This is a genomic window from Shewanella sp. SP1S1-7, assembly GCF_031932105.1.
Taxonomy (GTDB): domain Bacteria; phylum Pseudomonadota; class Gammaproteobacteria; order Enterobacterales; family Shewanellaceae; genus Shewanella; species Shewanella baltica.
Map to the genome: position 1 here is coordinate 1 of NZ_JAUOEU010000021.1, position 18416 is coordinate 18416.

Genomic DNA, 18416 nt, shown 5'->3' on the forward strand with positions numbered 1-18416 from the left:
ATGACCGAACTCTTTAGGTAAATCTCGCCAAGGGATACCTGTTCTAAGGCGGTAAAGAATACCTTCGAATGTTTGTCTATGTTCAGGTTTGTCATAAACACGGCCTGTGCTTTTCATTAAATGAAATAGCTTTTCCCAGCGTGCATCGGTTAGCATAAGTCTTGGCATGGCTTGAGGTTATGGTTACTTTTGGCGAAGCAAATTATAACGTCTTGCCATGCTGTCTAAAAATCACTCTCGAAAGATCAACAGACCCTAGATACTTAGTATTTTAAAATAATCTACAAGCTTGATTTTGCAGCTTCATCGGCACGCTTTTTAATGAAGTATTCCCGTGTTAACCCAAAGACCACAGGGCTTAACAGTGCCAAGGCGATTAAGTTAGGAATGGCCATCATGGCGTTTAAGGTATCAGCCAATAACCAAATAAAATCTAACGAGCTAACGGCGCCTAGTGGCACGGCTATGGTCCATAGCAACCTAAAAGGTTTTACCGCTTTAATACCAAAGAGATACTGCACACATTTTTCGCTGTAGAAACTCCAGCCAATAATGGTGGTGAAGGCAAAGATAGACAAGGCGATAGCCACGATATAATTACCCAGAGGCAAGGCATGGGAGAAAGCGTATGACGTCAGCGCGGCGCCATTTTCACCCGAGGTCCAAGAACCAGAAACCACAATCGCCAAACCTGTAATCGAACAAACCACGATAGTATCGATAAAAGTGCCGAGCATAGCCACCAGCCCCTGCGCCACGGGATTATTGGTTTGTGCCGCAGCATGGGCTATCGGCGCACTACCTAAACCCGCTTCGTTGGAGAATACGCCGCGCGCCACACCAAAACGAATCGCCGCCCACACAGCTGCGCCCGCAAAACCACCTTGGGCTGCCACTGGATTAAAAGCGCTGTGAATAATTAGGGCGAATGCAGCTGGTACGTCTTGAATATGCACCACCAACACACCTAGGCCAGCAGTGATATAAAAAATCGTCATAAATGGCACTAACTTACCGGCAACTTCAGCGATACGCTTAATACCCCCCATCAATACCGCGCCGACCAGCAGCATCATCACCACGCCAGACACCCAAGCCGGAACGCCGAAGTTACTGTTTAATGCTGCGGCGACTGAGTTGGCTTGTACCGTGTTGCCAATACCAAAGCCAGCGAGTGATCCAAAAATCGCAAATAGAGTGCCCAACCAAGCCCACTTTTTGCCAAGACCATTTTTAATGTAATACATAGGGCCACCGACATGGTTACCCTGATCGTCTACTTCGCGAAATTTAACCGCCAGCACAGCCTCAGAATACTTAGTCGCCATGCCAACTAATGCGGTGCACCACATCCAGAATAACGCGCCTGGGCCACCGACAAAAATTGCCGTCGCCACACCTGCAATATTACCCGTACCAATGGTGGCTGAAAGGGAAGTCATCAACGCATTAAACGGACTCACATCCCCTTTCACATTTTTATCTTTATCGGGAATACGGCCAGACCAGAGTAACTTAAAGCCTGTGCCTAACTTCAGAATGGGCATTAATCTCAGCCCGAGGGAAAGAAACAAACCAACGCCTAAGATCATCACCAACATAGGTGTGCCCCAGACAAAGCCATTAATCAGGCCAACAAACTCCGTAATCGCTTCCATTCAAACCTCGTGATTGCTTGTTATTGTTATAGTTTGACTGACGCCGTCGGATTAGGACTTGGCCTAACGAACACGACATATCAAGGAGCCAATCTAACAGTTGCACCTCAGATTACAACGAATAGTTAACAATTGGAAATCTAAATCATCTGCGAATTTATCTGAAATGGATTGGCACGCAGAGTCGTTGCCGAGCGGTGAGATATTGATTTGTAACATAAATAAAAAATCCCCGCATTGAGTATGCAGGGAGTCTCTCGAGCAATACGCCGCTATGTAGGATAATTAACTTAAGCTGGTTTCCACACTAACTGTGGCAGCGCGGTTAAATCTAACCTGTCGCCATGGGTCGCAATCGCGGTGGCCTGAGGTTTAGTCTTAGGATCTTGATTAACCACATCGACCAATCCATGCTGCGCATCGGGTTCTCCGTGGACTAAAATCAGCGGCGGTTGGCCTTCAAAGTGGCGATACCAACGTAATAACTCAGCTTGATCTGCATGGGCAGAAAGCCCGCCAACTGTGTGTAATTTTGCCGCGACTTTGATGCTATTTCCGTGGATAGTCAGCTCCCCAACACCGTCGACCAAGGCACGTCCCGGTGTGCCAAGGGCTTGATAACCACAGATAATCACATCGCATTCAGGACGCCATAAATTGTGCTCTAAGTGGCTACGAATACGCCCACCGTTACACATGCCGCTCCCCGCAATAATGATCAATCCCTTATGCACTTCATTCAGCGCCATCGACTCTTCGGTCGTCTGGATAAATTCGACATTCGACAACAGCGGATGCTGCCCAGGATGTTGGCGGGTAAAGCGTTTAAAATCCTCATCCATCAGCGGATAATTATTGACGTAGACGCGAGTCGCCTCAATCGCCATGGGGCTATCTAGGCAGATTTTCCAGCGACCGAGATCCCATTCTTTAGCATATAAATGAAAGAGATATAATAACTCCTGCGCCCGTCCAACCGAGAAAGCTGGCAGCAAGATATTGCCTTGGCTCTCGTTGACTGTCTTAGCAAAAATGTCTTTCAACTCGGCTAAGGTTTCCGTCCAACTACGGTGAAAACGGTTGCCGTAGGTGCTTTCCATTAACACTAAATCCGCCGTATCCACTAAGGTCGGATTGCGTAAAATCGGCATCCCCGCACGGCCAAGATCGCCACTGAAAACGACTTTTTTCTGGGACTTACCCTCGCCTAACCACAGCTCGACTAAGGCAGAACCTAAAATATGTCCCGCATCTGAGAGGCAAATATCCACATGGGGAATGACCCGAGTTACTTGGCCGTATTCAAGCGGCACAAATTGGGTGATGGCCTGTTCAGCATCTTCGACGGTGAATAGCGGTTCTAAGGGTTCAAGATCATGTTTAGCGCGCTTTTTATTGACCCTTTCGGTGTCGCGAGTCTGCAGCATAGCCGCATCTTTGAGCATAATGGCGCACAGTTCTGCCGTGGCTTTATGGGTGTAGATTGGCCCATCAAAACCCGCTTTAACTAAGAGTGGTAAACGCCCTGAATGGTCGATATGGGCATGGCTGAGCACAACAGCGGAAATAGACTCAGGGTCGAAGGCGAAGGGATCATGATTACGCAGTTCATCCGCTTTACCACCTTGGATCAAACCACAATCAAGCAATAAGTGTTCATGATCGACCGAGAGTAAATGGCACGAGCCGGTCACTTCCTCTGTCGCCTCTAAAAACTGCAGTGTCATTCGCATGGTGTCCCTCCAACGTTTTTACCTCGTATAAAGCTAGACTATGCCCTTATTACTCAAAGAAAAAGGATTAATTGGTCGCATGCGAGCAATGTCAACTTTCGCAGTAACACTCAAGCATCAATAACCTAATAAAGGGTATAACTGACCTTGGCGCACGGTTTTATCGGCATGGATTAGGGTGCCATCACGCTGCCATTGTTCGAGTAATATCTGCAATAGCGCTTTGACCTCAGCGGCCGTCATACCAGCGCGAATACTCGGGTTATAGAGCAGTTTAAGCAGAATGAAATCGAGCCCTGTGAGTAAATCCTGCGGGGTTTTATCGTTAAAGATGGAGGGGAATACTTTTTCAGAATCATTGGGTAGCCCAAGCACTTGAGTAATTTCCTCGACCACGCAAGCCACTAGCTTACCGTGCATTTGCGCCTGATCGACGGGAATAATCACCCAAGCACGTTCGATTTCATTCTTAGCGTTAAGGGCAAACTTACCCATGCAAACAGAGCCGTGGACATTTTTCGCCGAACTTGGCCCCATTAAGCGCGTAACCTCACTCTCCCACCGGGATTGACGGGTAAACACTAAGTACAGATTCGCCTCAGAAAGCGTATCCACCAGTTGAATATCGTGACCCGTAATCTCGGCTAAATGCGCTAAGTGCATCTGCACTAATTGGGTGTGCAGCGCCCTGTCGCCCACTTGATGTTCGACAAATACTCGTACCGGAATTCGCCACTTACGCACCCTATGTTTCGCCACGTCATACTCATTTTTAAGGGCGATTTCACTAAAAGCTTGGGTAATGTAAGTTAAGTTTTTCCAATCACTTGCTGGTGTTAATGTCGGAATTAACGCGGGCTGCGTTTGAGCGGCGTAAAGAGGTAAGGCTAACAAACTTAAGCACAAGCCTAAACTCATACACAGGCTGCGCCAAAAACGCCGACACGCAGGTAATATTAACCCTTTGTAGTTATGTGTTGATGCCTTGAGCCACGTTTGCATTAGCACTTATTCCACAGCTTGCCGAGGTAACTTAATCGAAATCATAGCAGTGATGCCGATAAAAGCGGTCGAAATCCACAAACAGGCAGCTAAACCATAGGCTTGATACACTAAGCCAGACAGCACAGTGCCGACTAAACGCCCCATAGCATTGGCCATGTAATAGAAACCCACATCCAGCGACACCGCATCTTCACTGGCGTAACTCACAATCAAGTAACTGTGCAGCGATGAGTTCACCGCAAACAGGGCACCAAATAACATTAAGCCCAGCAACAAACTGGCTTCGGGATAAAAACTAAACTGCATCGCACTGGCAATCAGCGCTGGCACAAAGGCCAACATACTGGCCCAAATTAACGCGCTGCGACCATCGGGGGGGGAATCAATCAGCTGACTTTTGGCTTGGCGATTGCCCGTGATCTTAGGTGCTAAGGTTTGCACTATGCCGTAACCGATAACCCACACAGCTAAAAAGCCGCCCACTGCCCAATGATCCCAGCCTAATTGGCTAGCAAGATACACGGGCAACGCCACCACAAACCACACATCTCTGGCGGAAAACAGGAATAATCGCGCCGCCGAGAGAATGTTAACGCTGCGACTCTTAGAGAAAATCTCCGTAAATTTGGGTTTATTCTTGGCTTTACCTAAATCCTTTTTCAGCATCACTAGACTGAGTAACCAGACGAGTCCAAGCATGATAGCCATAGTGGCGATTGCTAGCTCAAACCCGAGCAAGGCAAGCAGAGCGCCGCCGAGGAAAAATCCCGCGCCCTTGAGGGCATTTTTAGAACCCGTTAACAGGGCAACCCACTGGTAAAGTTTGCCCTGCTCGCCTTTGGGCACCAGTAGTTTTATCGCGCTTTTGGCACTCATCTTATTGAGATCTTTAGCGATCCCAGATAAAGCCTGCGCAGCCATCACCCAAGGCACACCCGCGAGCCACAAAGGTAAACTCGCCGCCGGCACTAACAACATGGCTAAGGCAAACACTTGCATGCCAAGGCCCAAGTTCATGGTGCGATTTAACCCTAAACGCGCACCAAGATAGCCGCCAATCAGATTGGTCACTACGCCAAAAATCTCGTAGAACAAAAACAGCATAGCGATCGCCAGCGGACTGTAGCCCAGATCGTGAAAATGCAGCACCACTAACATCCGCAGTGCGCCGTCGGTTAAGGTAAAACTCCAATAATTGAAGGTGATCAGCAAATATTGCCGCACAGCAGCGGGCAATTGCATTAGTTGATCAAAGTGCTTGGCGGCAGACATTAAGCTCTCCTATCGCGGCAAATCAAGCTGGCCGACTAAACGGGCGAGCTCAGCCGTACGGTTAGCGTAGCCCCATTCATTGTCGTACCACACATAGAGTTTAAGTTGAGTGCCATTAATCACCATGGTCGAGAGCGCATCTATGATGCTTGAGCGCGGATCTGTCTTGTAATCCACCGACACCAGCGGCCGCTCTTCATAACCTAAAATGCCCTTAAGCTCACCTTCGGCGGCGGTTTTAAGTAGCGCATTCACTTCTGCTTCGGTAACGGCGCGTTCAAGCTCGAACACACAATCGGTCAGCGAAGCATTAGCCAGTGGCACCCGCACTGCATGACCATTAAGTTTGCCCTTAAGCTCAGGGAAAATATGGGTAATCGCAGTCGCGCTGCCCGTGGTGGTTGGGATTAAACTCAAACCACAGGCGCGGGCACGGCGTAAATCCTTATGCGGTGCATCAAGAATAGTTTGGGTGTTAGTAATATCGTGGATCGTGGTCATAGATCCGTGCTTGATGCCGATCTGCTCGTGGATCACTTTCACCACAGGCGCAAGGCAGTTAGTAGTGCAAGATGCGGCGGTCACTATGGGATGAATGGCAGGATCGTATAGTTGATGGTTCACGCCCATCACCACATTTAACACGCCCTCTTCTTTTACGGGAGCAGTGACAACCACCCGCTTAACACCTTGCTCTAAATAAGCTTGCAGTAATACTTTGGTTTTCATCACGCCAGAGGCTTCAATCACTACATCGCATCCCGACCAATCGGTATCGGCGATGGCTTTATTACGAGTGGTGCGAATGATTTTATCTTGGATCTGGATTTCATCGGCATTCGCCGTCACGGGATAACGCCAGCGACCATGGACAGAATCAAACTCGAGTAAATGTGCCAATGTATGGGCATCACCTGCGGGATCGTTGATCTGCACAAACTCCACCTCATCCCAGTCCCATGCCGCGCGCAGTGCTAAACGCCCCATACGGCCGAAGCCATTAATGCCGATTTTGATTGCCATGATGATATCCCAATATGTTGATTTTAAATTTATATTGTTAATTTTTAATATGTTATAAATAAGACGGACTTTTTACTTAAGTGATAACATCGCCATTGCCAACCCTAGTGGATGACAATGGCGCATCTTGTTAACGACGATTATTGCTAGGCCAAAAGCAAGTCTTGCTCAACGATAATGGCGGCTAATTTACTCCCTTAGCCATCCTTCAACTTCATCTCGGGTCGGTACTGAACCGCTGTGGATTAACTCACCATCGATCACGACCGCAGGCGTTTTCATCACTTTAAATTTCAACAGGGTTTGAGGATCTGTGTCCTTTTTCACAATCGCATCCACGCCCATTTCTTCTGATATGTCCGCAATCATCTCGGCAGTTTTACTACATTTAGCGCAACCACTACCTAATACTTTGACTTGTTTCATGTTATTTCCTTAAAGATACGGTGCTGCAAAATTAAAAATCCAACCTACTAACGTAAATGCCGTCAATAGCACAACCAACAGCAGCGCCAACAGGCGCCACTGCATCACTTGTTTGAGTAAAATAAATTCGGGGAAACTGGCAGCCACTGTGCTCATACAAAACGCTAGCGTAGTGCCAATTGGCAGACCGTTCGCCAGCAAACTTTCCATCACAGGAATGATGCCCGTCGCGTTCGAATATAGAGGAATACCGACTAACACTGCCGCAGGCACAGACCACCATTGACCTTGGCCTAAATGGGTTTCAACCCAACCCTCAGGCACAAAACCGTGCAAGGCAGCGCCAAGACCCACGCCGATAATGACCCACTTCCAGACTCGGCCAAAAATCTCAACCGCCTCAGCTTTGGCAAATTGATGCCGTTCAGAAAAAGATAAGACCCGCGCAGCGGTAGAAACGGTATCAGATACCGCCATCTGGCGTCCACGAACGAGGGCTTCGGCGGCGAAGGACTGCAACCAACGCTCGGCCTTAATCGCATCGAGTAATAATCCACCGAGCATACCCACTGTCATGCCCACAGCCACATATAGCAAGGTAAATTTCCAGCCGAGTAAACTCATGAGCAGCAGGACGGCGACTTCATTGATCAAAGGTGAAGTGATCAAAAAGGCCATAGTGATCCCAAGGGGGATCCCCGCCGAGGTAAAACCTAAAAAGACAGGGATACTCGAGCAAGAACAAAAAGGCGTAATGGCGCCAAAAATCGACCCCAGTAAGTAACCTACTCCCTTATTCTTACCCGCTAAATAATCTCGAACTCGCTCAACATCTAAGGAAGCCCGCAGCAAGGCGATGAAATAAATCATCACCACCAGCAATACGAAAATTTTACTGACATCTTCAACAAAAAAATGCACAGCTCCGCCCAAGGCCGAACCCGCCTCTAGGCCAAATACGCCATACACTAGCCAAGTCGAAAAATCAGTAAATATTTGGAACATATTGATCCTTAATGAAATATCGACTTACATCATGCTATTACTTAAGATTAAAACCAGTGCCGCGTACGATTAGCAAAATACACCAGCGACAACATCACAGGCACTTCAACCAACACCCCAACCACAGTCGCTAAGGCAGCTCCAGAGTGCAGACCAAATAATGAAATGGCTACGGCGACCGCCAGCTCAAAAAAGTTAGAAGAACCTATCATGCTCGCAGGTGCGGCAATCGCATGGGTTAGTTTCAGTTTTAAGGCCAACCAATAGGTTAAAATAAAAATGCCATAACTTTGAATAATCAAAGGAATAGCGATTAACAGTATGTTCTGTGGCTGGGAGATAATCGTTTCAGCCTGAAAGCCAAATAACAACACGACAGTGGCTAATAAACCGATCACAGACCAAGGTTTCAGCTTTGTCAGCAACTGCGGCACGGCACTCGCATCATGGCGAGCCTCTAGTCGCTTGCGAGTCGCGACACCCGCAATCAAAGGCAATAACACATAAAGTACAACGGAAAGTAGTAGGGTTTCCCACGGCACTTGGATATCACTCACACCTAACAATAATGCAGAGAGTGGCGCGAATAGAAACACCATAATGATATCGTTTACAGAGACTTGCGCTAACGTGTAATTAGGATCACCTTTAGTCAATTGGCTCCACACAAACACCATAGCAGTACAAGGAGCTACTCCAAGCAGTATCATTCCCGCGATATATTCACTGGCAGTTTGAGGGTCAACTAAATCGACAAATACTAACTTTAAAAATAACCAGCCTAACAATGCCATAGTAAAAGGTTTGACTAACCAGTTGATGATGAGTGTTAACACCAGTCCTTTCGGTGCCTTACCGACATTTTTCACTGCGGAAAAATCAATTTGCACCATCATGGGATAAATCATGATCCAGATAAACAGGGCTATCACTAAGTTAACATGAGCAAATTCTAGCGCAGCAACGGCCGCAAATACGCTAGGTGCAACATTCCCTAATACAACTCCAGCAAGAATACTCAGCCCTACCCAAACACTTAAATAACGCTCAAAAATTCCCATAACTGCCTCAAATAACTCTTATCCTAATAGAAAATATCACACACCTATTTTCAACTTAGCAGCAAGCCTTAAGGCGATCGGGTCGACCGCCCATCTGACAAAGATTACGCACGTTCTCCTGCAAAAAGCTGTCGTTATCATCACAGGTTTGGCCAAGCACCTGCTGGCACCAAGGCGCGATCTCAGCATTGATCCGATAAAACACCCATTGACCTTGGCGTCTATCGACCAACAACCCAGCCTTTTTCAACTGAGCCAAGTGGCGCGAGACCTTAGGCTGACTCTCAGACAGCGCAGCCATCAGCTCACACACACATAATTCACCTTCACGCTGGATTAGCAGTAGGCATTTAAGCCGAGTCTCATCGGCAAGTGCCTTAAAAAATGCGACAGGTTGCATCGAGTGCTCCCAAAATGATCAGATTACATATGGAATAAAGCATATATGAAAAAACATATATGTTAAGTGATTTTTTGCAGTATTTAGATGGAGAGGACCGATTGAGCAGATCTTGAAGTGAAACTTTGTAGCCTGATAAAAAATTGGAGATATCACTTATAGTGCTTGGAGCAACAGCACTCTTATCTCAATCCCCCCTCCTTTTTAGCCCCACTGTTTCGCTAGCCCTTATTTTGCCGTCCATTGGTTGGCTAGGTTTTTTCCTTAACCTTTCCATTAACCTTGAGATAGCCAGCACAGTGGCATGAATTGGCTCAACATTCTGAGCAATCCATAATAGACATGTGATGCTGGCTTAAGGGAACCCTAGCGAATATATCTTCCTCCCCTGAGGCCATTCGAATTAACTGTGAGTTTAAGTCAACTTTAGACCGAGTTAAAAACTGGACTAAAACCTATCACCTCAGGGGGGAAGAAATCAGCTTCAAGCGTTAGTTGATAATATCGCACCAAAGGTTATAAGACCCACACCACAGGCCTGATTAATCCTATGACCAAAACGTTTCAATACTCGAGTGGCTTTGGCTGATGTCACTAAATATGCAACGATGCAGAACCAGATCCCGTGTAACACTGCGATATAAACACCATAGCTGATGACGAATCCTAAGCCGTCACTATGGGATGAAATCAGCTGGCTAAATACACTTAAAAAGAAAATCATCGTTTTAGGATTCAGTACATTACATAAAAATCCTTGCATAATGTACTTTCGATTTTCTACCGGTTTAACAAGCTGAGTCCCATAATCTAAGGTGAGCTTGGCAGTCAATAAACCTGTGATCCCAAGATAGATTAAATACGCTGCTCCCACATATTTCACTAGGCTAAATAATCCGGCATTGTTGGCAATTAACTGACTGATCCCAATGATTGAATAGCTAATATGGACACAAACTCCCGCGCCAATTCCAAGGGCCGTCAACATCCCCGCTTTTCTGCCATACATGGCACTATTTTTAAAGACCAACACAAAATCGGCACCTGGGCTAACCACAATCAGCAGCCCAAATATCACAATACTCAATAACTCCATTTCCGCTCCTAAGGGTTTATTAGCAAGCGGTAATTGTATCGAGTCGCTGGTAAGTTATAATCGAAAAGAAGGCACTAAAACCGTGAGAAAAAGTCACATATGAGACATTTAAAAGCATTCTATGTATTTCACATTACGGCCGAGTCCTCGAGTTACAGCCAGGCCGCAGAGAAATTGCATATCACTCACGGCGCGGTCAGTAAGCAAATAAAACTCTTGGAAAACCACTTATCGCAAATATTGTTTTATAAGCAAGGCCGAGGGATGTGTCTCACTCAAGAAGGAGAATTGCTCAAGCGCTACACAGATATAGCCTTTAACACCTTAGATAGTGGGGTAAAGCAGCTGACTCGGGAGAGCCATCATTATCTTGAGGTCTCCTGTGAACCCACACTCACCATGCGCTGGTTAATGCCGCGGCTAGCTAGTTTTTTCCAACTAACAGGCATAGACGTTCGGTTATCGACGGCTGGCGGGCCAGTCAAACTGGCAGAATCCGGATTATCTTTAGCCATTCGGCGAGACGATTTTCATATCCCCCCTGAATACAGCAAGCACAATTTAGTTAATGAGTGGGTTGGACCGGTGTTTTCGCCTGAATATTGGCGGCAAATTCAGCAAAACTGGGACGATATTGTCCTGCTGCATAGCGACTCTCGGCCCTCTGCATGGTCGGATTGGTCACAGCGTTCGGGGCACAACTTCTCAACCAACAAGTCGAAATCCTTCGAACATTTCTATTTCTGCCTGCAGGCAGCGGTTGATGGACTCGGAGGCGCCATAGGCTCGTATCCCCTGATTGTTGACGACCTAACAAGCGGCAGGCTCATCGCGCCATTTGGCTTTATCCCATCAGGGCATCATTATGTGTTGTTGAGTCATACGGAAAGGCTTGGCAACAATGAATTGGCGTTCTTCAACTGGTTAGAAGAGGCCCTCTCCTTATGCCAACCCGAAACCACCTAAGCCACGAAGCCCGAATAAAATGAGCTTACAATTCCGAGTGGAAGCTTAACGACTCATCACTCACACATGACACAATCAGAGTCCGCGCTGCCATTCTTGCCTTAAGGGAATGCTTCGCGGCGCATTGATGGCGAGTGCAACCTGTGCCAGCAATTTGGCCTTGTCCTTACCTAATACTCCTTTTAGCACAAGGTAATTAGAGGCATGATCGGATCTAAATATCGTTTGCTCTAATTCCAAATGATCCAACAAGGTATGCATTTCTTGGAACAAGCCCATTTGATCCGGCAACTGAAATTGCCCGCCAAATACCGCGTCCATTCGCTCTGTGCCTAGCGGTAAAGTGACTACCAATGTGGATAAATAATCCGGCTGGGCGGCATTCATTAGCGTGGCCGAATTAACCGCATGTTGATGGGATAGCGCGACACCGCCTAAACCATTAAGGATCATCACAGATGACTTCATCCCCGCCGCACGGATTTTAAGCAGTGCCGCTAAGGATGATTCGAAGGTTTCGCCCTTTTGGATTTTGGCGAGCACTTCGTCATCGCCACTTTCGCAACCCACATAGAGTAAAGACAGCCCGAGTTCGCGCAGACGTGCGAGTTGCTCTGGGGTTTTATTATTCAGATTGCGCGGCAAACAATAACTGCTGATGCGAGTCACCTGCGGCAAGTGGCGGTTGATCAGCTCACAAATCGCTTCGAGGCGCGCAAAGGGCAAACTCATGGCATCGCCATCGGCCAAAAATACCCGAGAAACGGGGACGCCAGACTGAGCAACGGCCAAAATATCCTGCTCAACCTTGTCGAGCTTTTGTGCCCTAAAGGCTTTTTGCGGTTGGGTATACATGTCGCAAAAGCTGCACTGGTTCCAACTGCAACCATTAGTCACTTGCAGTATCAATGACTTCCATTCAGATGGCGGTCTAAATACTGGCTCGATATAGTTAATCAACACTGCAAGCTCCTAATAATTGGTCTCACGGTTAAACAATGATTTGGTGATAAGTTTCCACATGAAATGACTCTACCAATTCGGGCATCACTTGGTGGAAATAATGTTGAATCGCATCTTTAGCGCAATGCTCATCGAAGGCGGCGATATCAACAAACTTCTCTACAAACGTCACGCGGCGCGGTTCATCACGGCTCACATTGAGTTCGTAACGAATACAACCCGCTTCGCGGCGCGTGTCAGGAATAAGGCTCGTAAGCGCGGCGATGAGCGCTTCAGTTTTGCCCTCTTTAGCCAGAAAACTTGCCACGCAGGCAATTTGTTGTTGATTGATTTTATAGTCCGTTGCAGTCGTCATTTCGGTTCCTTAATTGGCTTAATTTGGATGCTTACACGCATTGCTTATATTGATAGCCGCTTACGCTGGCTGATAGCGCATATCTAAATGGGGAATTCCATCTTCTAAATACATCTCAGAGCAGGCGACAAAACCGAGCTTTTGATAGAAAGCTTTAAGGTAATCTTGAGCGCCAATTTGGATCCCCACATCGGGCCAAGTCGTCAATGCCGATTCGATGGCGTGCTGCATTAAAGGCATGGCTAGCCCTTTGCCCCGTCCCGCTGGCGATACCACCACGCGGCCGATACTCGCCTCAGGATAACTTAAGCCCGGCGGTAAAATACGCGCGTAGGCAAGCAGTTCTCCGTCTGGCGATAAGCCAATTAAATGCTGGGTTTCTGGGTGCCTATCCTTATCGTCAAGCTCAGGATAAGCGCAGGTCTGCTCAACCACAAACACATCGACTCTTAACTTCAATATGTCGTATAGGGTATTGGCATTTAATTGATTAAATGTAAAATTTTGCCACTGCAAACGATTATCCCTCTGTAAATCATCGAAAAAGAGCTTTGAGTCTACCACAGCATAAAGACCATAAAAAAGCGCCTTAATCCGCGAGGACTAAGGCGCAAAGCTGTTGCGCAAACCAATAGATCTGGGGAAATCTATGGCGACAACAGGATAACGAAAAACGTTATTACTCGACCATGGCATCGTGGGCCACAGGCCCAGTCGGTTTACGGATCAACAGCACGGCAAATACAGCGATAAGTAGCAGAGCGCCCATGATGTAAAACACATCGTTATAGGCCTGAATATAGGCTTGCTGACTCATGGTTTTACCCAGCAAAGCTTTCGCCTGCGCGGCCGCGGTATAGGGATCTGAACCACCCGCCTGCAACATGCTTGCGCTTTGGGCTAAATAGTCCTGCGCTTGCGTGCTCACTGCGGGTAAGGATTCCTTAATATGGGCCAAATGCCCGCGCGCCAGCGTGTCTGATAGGGTCGCGACCAGCGCAATACCAAAGGCGCCGCCTAAATTACGCATTACGTTTAATACCGTCGACGCCGAAGCATTTTCATGGGGTTTCAAATGCATAGTCGCGAGCATACCAATAGGCACCAAAATAAACGGCTGACCTAAGGCACGCACCACTTGCGAGGCGATCATCTGCGGTCCGGCATAATCTGCGGTCATCTGGCTATTCATGTAATAGCTAATGGCGAACATTAAAAAACCAAAGGCGGCGAGATATCGACTATCGAAGCGCTCCATTAATTTTGGTACTAAAGGCAAGACTAATAGCTGCGGAAATCCCATCCACATAATCACACCACCAATTTCTAACGGTGTGTAATCATGGACTTGCGATAGATAAAGCGGGATCAAATAAATCGCGCCAAAGAGTGCCATCCCCAGTAAAAAGTACGCAACTGTTGAGAGCACAAAATCACGCTTACCGAGCAGGCGCAAATTGACTAACGGCTCTTTACGCCTTAGCTGGAGCCAAACAAACAACACCAAATTCACGGCGGCAATAATGGCCAGATTACGAATGAGCTCCGAGCCAAACCAGTCCTTGCGGTTACCTTCTTCAAGCACCACTTCAAGGCAACCCATGCCCAGCGCCATAGTGACTATGCCCGCCAGATCGACATTCTTCAGCTTATCCCAAACGACCGGCTGCTTTTCTAAACCGTAGGCCAACATCGCCATCACCAACAAGCCCGGTGGCACGTTGATATAGAACAGATAATGCCAGCTAAATTGCTCAGTCAACCAACCGCCTAAGGTCGGGCCGATTGAAGGCGCAAAGGTCGCCGTCACGCCAAATAATGCCATGCCAACGGCACGTTTGTTATCGGGTAAAAACTCAAGAATAAGCCTAAAGGCCAGCGGGATCAGCGCGCCGCCAAAGAAGCCCTGTAGCGCCCGAAAGGCGATCATGGCCTCTAAGTTCCACGCGATTGAGCAAAGCACAGAAGCAAAGATAAAGGCTGCTGTAGTCCATAACAGATAACGCCTGACCGACAATCCCGTGCTGAGCCAACCAGAGAGTGGAATAGCGATCATCTCGGCAACCAGATACGCGGTTGAAATCCAACTGCCCTCTTCGAGCGTTGCCCCAAGGCTGCCTTGAATCTCCTTCATCGATGCATTGGTGATTTGAATATCGAGGATCGCCATAAAGGCGCCGATCAACCCACCAAATACGGCGATCCATGAGCGGCGACTGCCACGCTCATAATCAGTAGGCTTGTTAGGGACACTGATGCCCTGCGCCTCCATATCGGCAGACGCAGTGATAGAGCCAGTTGCGCTCATACTAACGACCTGTATTTGCAGCGATTGCCGATGTAGCCGGACCCGACGCCGTATCCACTTTTACGACTGCACTTAAGCCCGGTAGCATGTGTGCTTCTTCCTCAGACAAATCTAAGCGAATACGCACGGGAATACGTTGCACGATTTTAGTGAAGTTACCTGTGGCGTTTTCCGCCGGCAGTAGACTGAATTTGGCTCCGGACGCCGGTGACAGACTATCGATAACACCTATAAAGGTTTTGTCGGGAAACGCATCGAGACTGACCTGCACCGACTGTCCTGGTTGCATGTGTTGGATTTGGGTCTCTTTAAAGTTCGCCGTGATCCACACTGCCCCATCCGGAACCAAACTATAAAGTGCTTGGCCGGGCTGCACGTACTGCCCCACCATAGCGCCACGTTTACCAATCACCCCAGAAAAAGGTGCGGTCACACGGGTATCATTTAATTGAATTTTCGCTAATTCTAAGGTCGCATCAGCCTGTTCTACCACAGAACCCGCCTGATCTAATTGGGCATTAAACACCGCTAACTCGCGTTGCTTTGCCACTAACACGGCTTTGGCTTCATCGAGACGGGCGGCGGCAGAATCGAATCCCGCTTGCAGTTGATCGACATCATCTTGAGAGCTGTAATTACTGACTTTAAGCTTTTTCGAGCGGCTCAATTGTTGCTGTGCACGTATTTTATCTGACTCAGCCGCCACGACACCGGCACTGGCTTGGGTGATTAACGCCCGTTGTAACTCAACCTTAGCGGCTAAGGTTTGCAAGTCCGCCTTCGAACTTGCCAGTGAGGCTTCGGCTTGGCTCACTTTGGCGCTAAATTGGTTATCTTCGAGCTGAGCTAATAGCTCACCCTTTTGCACATGCTGGTTATCGGTCACATCGCTTAACACGACGTAGCCGGGCACTTTAACGCTGATATGGGAAATATCGGCCTCAACATAAGCGTTATCAGTGGTTTCGATAAAACGTACCTGTGTCCACCAGTAATAACCGCCTCCCGCAACCGCAGCGAGTAACAGTGGAACGGCGATAATGAGTTTACTTTTGGACATAAATGACTCCTTGATTAGTGATATCTAGTGTACTACTGTCTCACTAAGTTTATTAGCCAGTAAAAAATCAACCCACTGTTTCACAGGTGTAACAATGATGGATCTCAATCGCGTGCAAATTTTCGCTCAAGTGGTCGAGCAAGGCAGCTTTACGGGTGCCGCCAAAGCCCTTGGGATCACTAAGGCAACGGTCAGTCGCAAGATAGCCGAACTCGAAGCTGATACCGGTACACAACTGTTATTTCGCACCACCAGAGCCCTAAAACTCACCGAGGCGGGATCGAGTTATTACAACAGGATCAATAAGATCCTCACCGATCTACAGAGCGCCGAAAATCAGCTCAGCGCCCAACAGCAATTGATCAAAGGCAATCTAAAAATTGTCTGCCCGATTGAATTAGGCCAATTGTTTTTAGGGCCAATTTTTGCTCAGTTTTTAACGCTTTACCCCGATATCACCATAGAGGCCGAACTCACCAATCGTAAGGTTGATGTCATAGAAGAAGGTATCGATCTGTTATTTCAAATTGCCGATTCTGGCGACACTCGCTTGCAAAGCTATGCCTTAGTCAACGCCCATAAATCGTTAATGGCAAGCCCTGCTTATTTGGCCGAGCACAGCACCCCAAAAGTGCCACAGGATTTAGCCAAACATAAAGCGATCCGCTTACAGTCGGCGCATATTGAAGGAGCATGGAAGTTATTCGATGGCAAAACTTGGATTGTCTCCGAGCCCATGACTCAACTGACAGTAAACAATGTCACTTTAGCCCGCGAGGCCGCCATTGCGGGGCTAGGGATCACAGCGGTGCCCTCCATCATTGCCCAAGTGGCATTAGAAAAAGGCTACTTAATCCCGCTGCTTGATGACTATCCTATGGTCCAAACTAAGGTCGTGCTTAGCTATCCACAGCGTGCCTACTTACCCCGAAAATACCGCGTCTTTATCGAGTTCATCTATTCCGCATTATTTAAACGTTGGGGATCGCAAGTATTAGAAGTGCCCGATTTTATCGGCCAAGCCGATCAGGGCGAATAAACAAAATCGAAAAAATAAAACGATCAAAACAGTAACAACTATAACTTTGTAAAGCTTAAATCGCAGCCATAGGGATAAATCCGCTATGTCATAATTGCCTTAATCCTTAAGCCTCTATAAGCTTGGCAAGGTAACAGGCAGCAAAAGACCTTAGGTTTTCCTGATACAGTTTGCATAATAAAATTTAACATTTAATCTCAATTTTGGAGGAAACCTAATGAGCTTAATTAAAGAGTTCAAGGCTTTTGCGTCCCGTGGCAATGTGATCGACATGGCCGTTGGTATCATCATAGGTGCCGCATTCGGCAAGATAGTCTCGTCCTTTGTGGCCGATATCATAATGCCACCGATTGGTATCATCTTAGGCGGAGTGAATTTTAGTGATTTGAGCATAGTGCTGCAGGCAGCTCAAGGCGATGCACCTTCTGTGGTGATTGCCTATGGTAAATTCATTCAAACCATTATCGACTTTACGATTATCGCCTTCGCTATTTTTATGGGCGTCAAAGCAATCAATCGCTTAAAGCGCAAAGAAGAAGTCGCGCCTAAAGCACCCGCTGCACCGACTAAAGATCAAGAACTGCTGTCTGAGATCCGCGATCTACTGAAAGCTCAGCAAGAAAAGTAAGCCTAAGCTAAAACGCAGATCATAAAAAACCCATCGAACTCGATGGGTTTTGTTTTTATATCGGCGATGTTTCACATAAAGCAGATAAGCGATTACTCAGCTTCAATGTGCACAGTTTCACTGTAATCTTGCACCACTTCAGCCACTCGAATGCGGTAAGAGTTAAACAAACACGGCACTATACCCGTTTGCTCGGCAATACTGTGGGCCATCTGATTGCGCCATTGGGTGATAGAAGCTTGGTCTTCCCAAAACGACAGGCTCAGTACTTTGCCATCGTCGGTTAAACTCTGAAAACGTTCGATCGAAATTAATCCCTTACGGCCTTCTAAATATTGGCGCATTTCAGCCGCCACGTGCAGATACTCTTCCTTCCCTTCTTGTGTCGGGATGACTTCAAAAATTACAGCGATCATAA

At 47.4% G+C, this 18416-nt stretch carries 20 protein-coding genes; 3 read left to right on the top strand and 17 right to left on the bottom strand.

What is annotated here, in order from left to right:
* The 11 genes from Q4Q49_RS15510 to Q4Q49_RS15560 all read right to left on the bottom strand — a co-directional run.
* A partial coding sequence (locus tag Q4Q49_RS15510; protein ID WP_311999815.1) for a transposase occupies positions 1-168 on the bottom strand: 168 nt, incomplete at its 3' end.
* Positions 169-281: 113 nt separating this feature from the next.
* Entirely contained in the window at positions 282-1658 is a 1377-nt protein-coding gene (locus tag Q4Q49_RS15515) for a sodium:alanine symporter family protein (protein ID WP_311999770.1), read from the bottom strand.
* 290 nt (positions 1659-1948) lie between these two features.
* Entirely contained in the window at positions 1949-3391 is a 1443-nt protein-coding gene (locus Q4Q49_RS15520) for an MBL fold metallo-hydrolase (RefSeq protein ID WP_311999771.1), read from the bottom strand.
* A gap of 117 nt (positions 3392-3508) precedes the next feature.
* On the bottom strand, positions 3509-4393 hold the full coding sequence (locus Q4Q49_RS15525) for a DUF2927 domain-containing protein (protein ID WP_311999772.1): 885 nt from the start codon (positions 4391-4393) through the stop codon (positions 3509-3511).
* Between the two features lie 6 nt (positions 4394-4399).
* Entirely contained in the window at positions 4400-5668 is a 1269-nt protein-coding gene (gene arsJ / locus Q4Q49_RS15530) for an organoarsenical effux MFS transporter ArsJ (RefSeq protein ID WP_311999773.1), read from the bottom strand.
* Between the two features lie 9 nt (positions 5669-5677).
* Positions 5678-6691 (bottom strand): ArsJ-associated glyceraldehyde-3-phosphate dehydrogenase, encoded by a 1014-nt coding sequence (locus tag Q4Q49_RS15535; RefSeq protein WP_311999774.1) that lies wholly within the window; start codon positions 6689-6691, stop codon positions 5678-5680.
* 189 nt (positions 6692-6880) lie between these two features.
* On the bottom strand, positions 6881-7117 hold the full coding sequence (locus Q4Q49_RS15540; RefSeq protein ID WP_311898540.1) for a thioredoxin family protein: 237 nt from the start codon (positions 7115-7117) through the stop codon (positions 6881-6883).
* 9 nt (positions 7118-7126) lie between these two features.
* A complete protein-coding gene (locus tag Q4Q49_RS15545) occupies positions 7127-8122 on the bottom strand; it encodes a permease (RefSeq protein WP_311898539.1) in 996 nt (331 codons plus the stop codon).
* A 47-nt stretch (positions 8123-8169) separates the two neighbouring features.
* Positions 8170-9183 carry an ACR3 family arsenite efflux transporter gene (arsB, locus tag Q4Q49_RS15550; RefSeq protein ID WP_311999775.1) on the bottom strand — a complete coding sequence of 338 codons (1014 nt, stop codon included), beginning with the start codon at positions 9181-9183 and terminating at the stop codon, positions 8170-8172.
* Positions 9184-9238: 55 nt separating this feature from the next.
* Positions 9239-9583 carry a metalloregulator ArsR/SmtB family transcription factor gene (locus Q4Q49_RS15555; protein ID WP_012090298.1) on the bottom strand — a complete coding sequence of 115 codons (345 nt, stop codon included), beginning with the start codon at positions 9581-9583 and terminating at the stop codon, positions 9239-9241.
* 484 nt (positions 9584-10067) lie between these two features.
* Positions 10068-10679, bottom strand: coding sequence for a LysE family translocator (locus Q4Q49_RS15560; protein ID WP_261271783.1), 612 nt, complete (start codon positions 10677-10679; stop codon positions 10068-10070).
* A 99-nt stretch (positions 10680-10778) separates the two neighbouring features.
* Between Q4Q49_RS15560 and Q4Q49_RS15565 the strand changes: the two genes are divergently transcribed.
* Positions 10779-11645 (top strand): LysR family transcriptional regulator, encoded by an 867-nt coding sequence (locus Q4Q49_RS15565; RefSeq protein ID WP_261271782.1) that lies wholly within the window; start codon positions 10779-10781, stop codon positions 11643-11645.
* A 75-nt stretch (positions 11646-11720) separates the two neighbouring features.
* Here the strand turns inward: Q4Q49_RS15565 and Q4Q49_RS15570 are convergent, their stop codons facing one another.
* From Q4Q49_RS15570 to Q4Q49_RS15590, 5 genes are all read right to left on the bottom strand, one after another.
* Complete coding sequence (locus tag Q4Q49_RS15570; RefSeq protein WP_071940011.1) at positions 11721-12608, bottom strand: radical SAM protein; 888 nt, start codon at positions 12606-12608, stop codon at positions 11721-11723.
* Positions 12609-12636: 28 nt separating this feature from the next.
* Positions 12637-12963: a putative quinol monooxygenase gene (locus Q4Q49_RS15575; protein WP_311890991.1), complete on the bottom strand. Its 327-nt coding sequence runs from the start codon at positions 12961-12963 to the stop codon at positions 12637-12639.
* Positions 12964-13023: 60 nt separating this feature from the next.
* The gene (locus Q4Q49_RS15580) at positions 13024-13479 is read right to left on the bottom strand and encodes a GNAT family N-acetyltransferase (protein WP_311999777.1); all 456 of its coding nucleotides are present in this window, start codon (positions 13477-13479) and stop codon (positions 13024-13026) included.
* A gap of 163 nt (positions 13480-13642) precedes the next feature.
* Positions 13643-15271: a DHA2 family efflux MFS transporter permease subunit gene (locus Q4Q49_RS15585; RefSeq protein ID WP_311999778.1), complete on the bottom strand. Its 1629-nt coding sequence runs from the start codon at positions 15269-15271 to the stop codon at positions 13643-13645.
* 1 nt (position 15272) lies between these two features.
* Complete coding sequence (locus Q4Q49_RS15590; RefSeq protein ID WP_006079965.1) at positions 15273-16331, bottom strand: HlyD family secretion protein; 1059 nt, start codon at positions 16329-16331, stop codon at positions 15273-15275.
* 94 nt (positions 16332-16425) lie between these two features.
* Here Q4Q49_RS15590 and Q4Q49_RS15595 point away from each other — a divergent pair, with 94 nt between their 5' ends.
* Entirely contained in the window at positions 16426-17370 is a 945-nt protein-coding gene (locus Q4Q49_RS15595) for a LysR family transcriptional regulator (RefSeq protein WP_311999779.1), read from the top strand.
* 217 nt (positions 17371-17587) lie between these two features.
* A complete protein-coding gene (mscL, locus tag Q4Q49_RS15600) occupies positions 17588-17998 on the top strand; it encodes a large-conductance mechanosensitive channel protein MscL (protein WP_006084265.1) in 411 nt (136 codons plus the stop codon).
* A gap of 92 nt (positions 17999-18090) precedes the next feature.
* Here the strand turns inward: mscL and Q4Q49_RS15605 are convergent, their stop codons facing one another.
* Positions 18091-18414: an antibiotic biosynthesis monooxygenase gene (locus Q4Q49_RS15605; RefSeq protein WP_006079962.1), complete on the bottom strand. Its 324-nt coding sequence runs from the start codon at positions 18412-18414 to the stop codon at positions 18091-18093.
* Positions 18415-18416 lie beyond the last annotated feature (2 nt).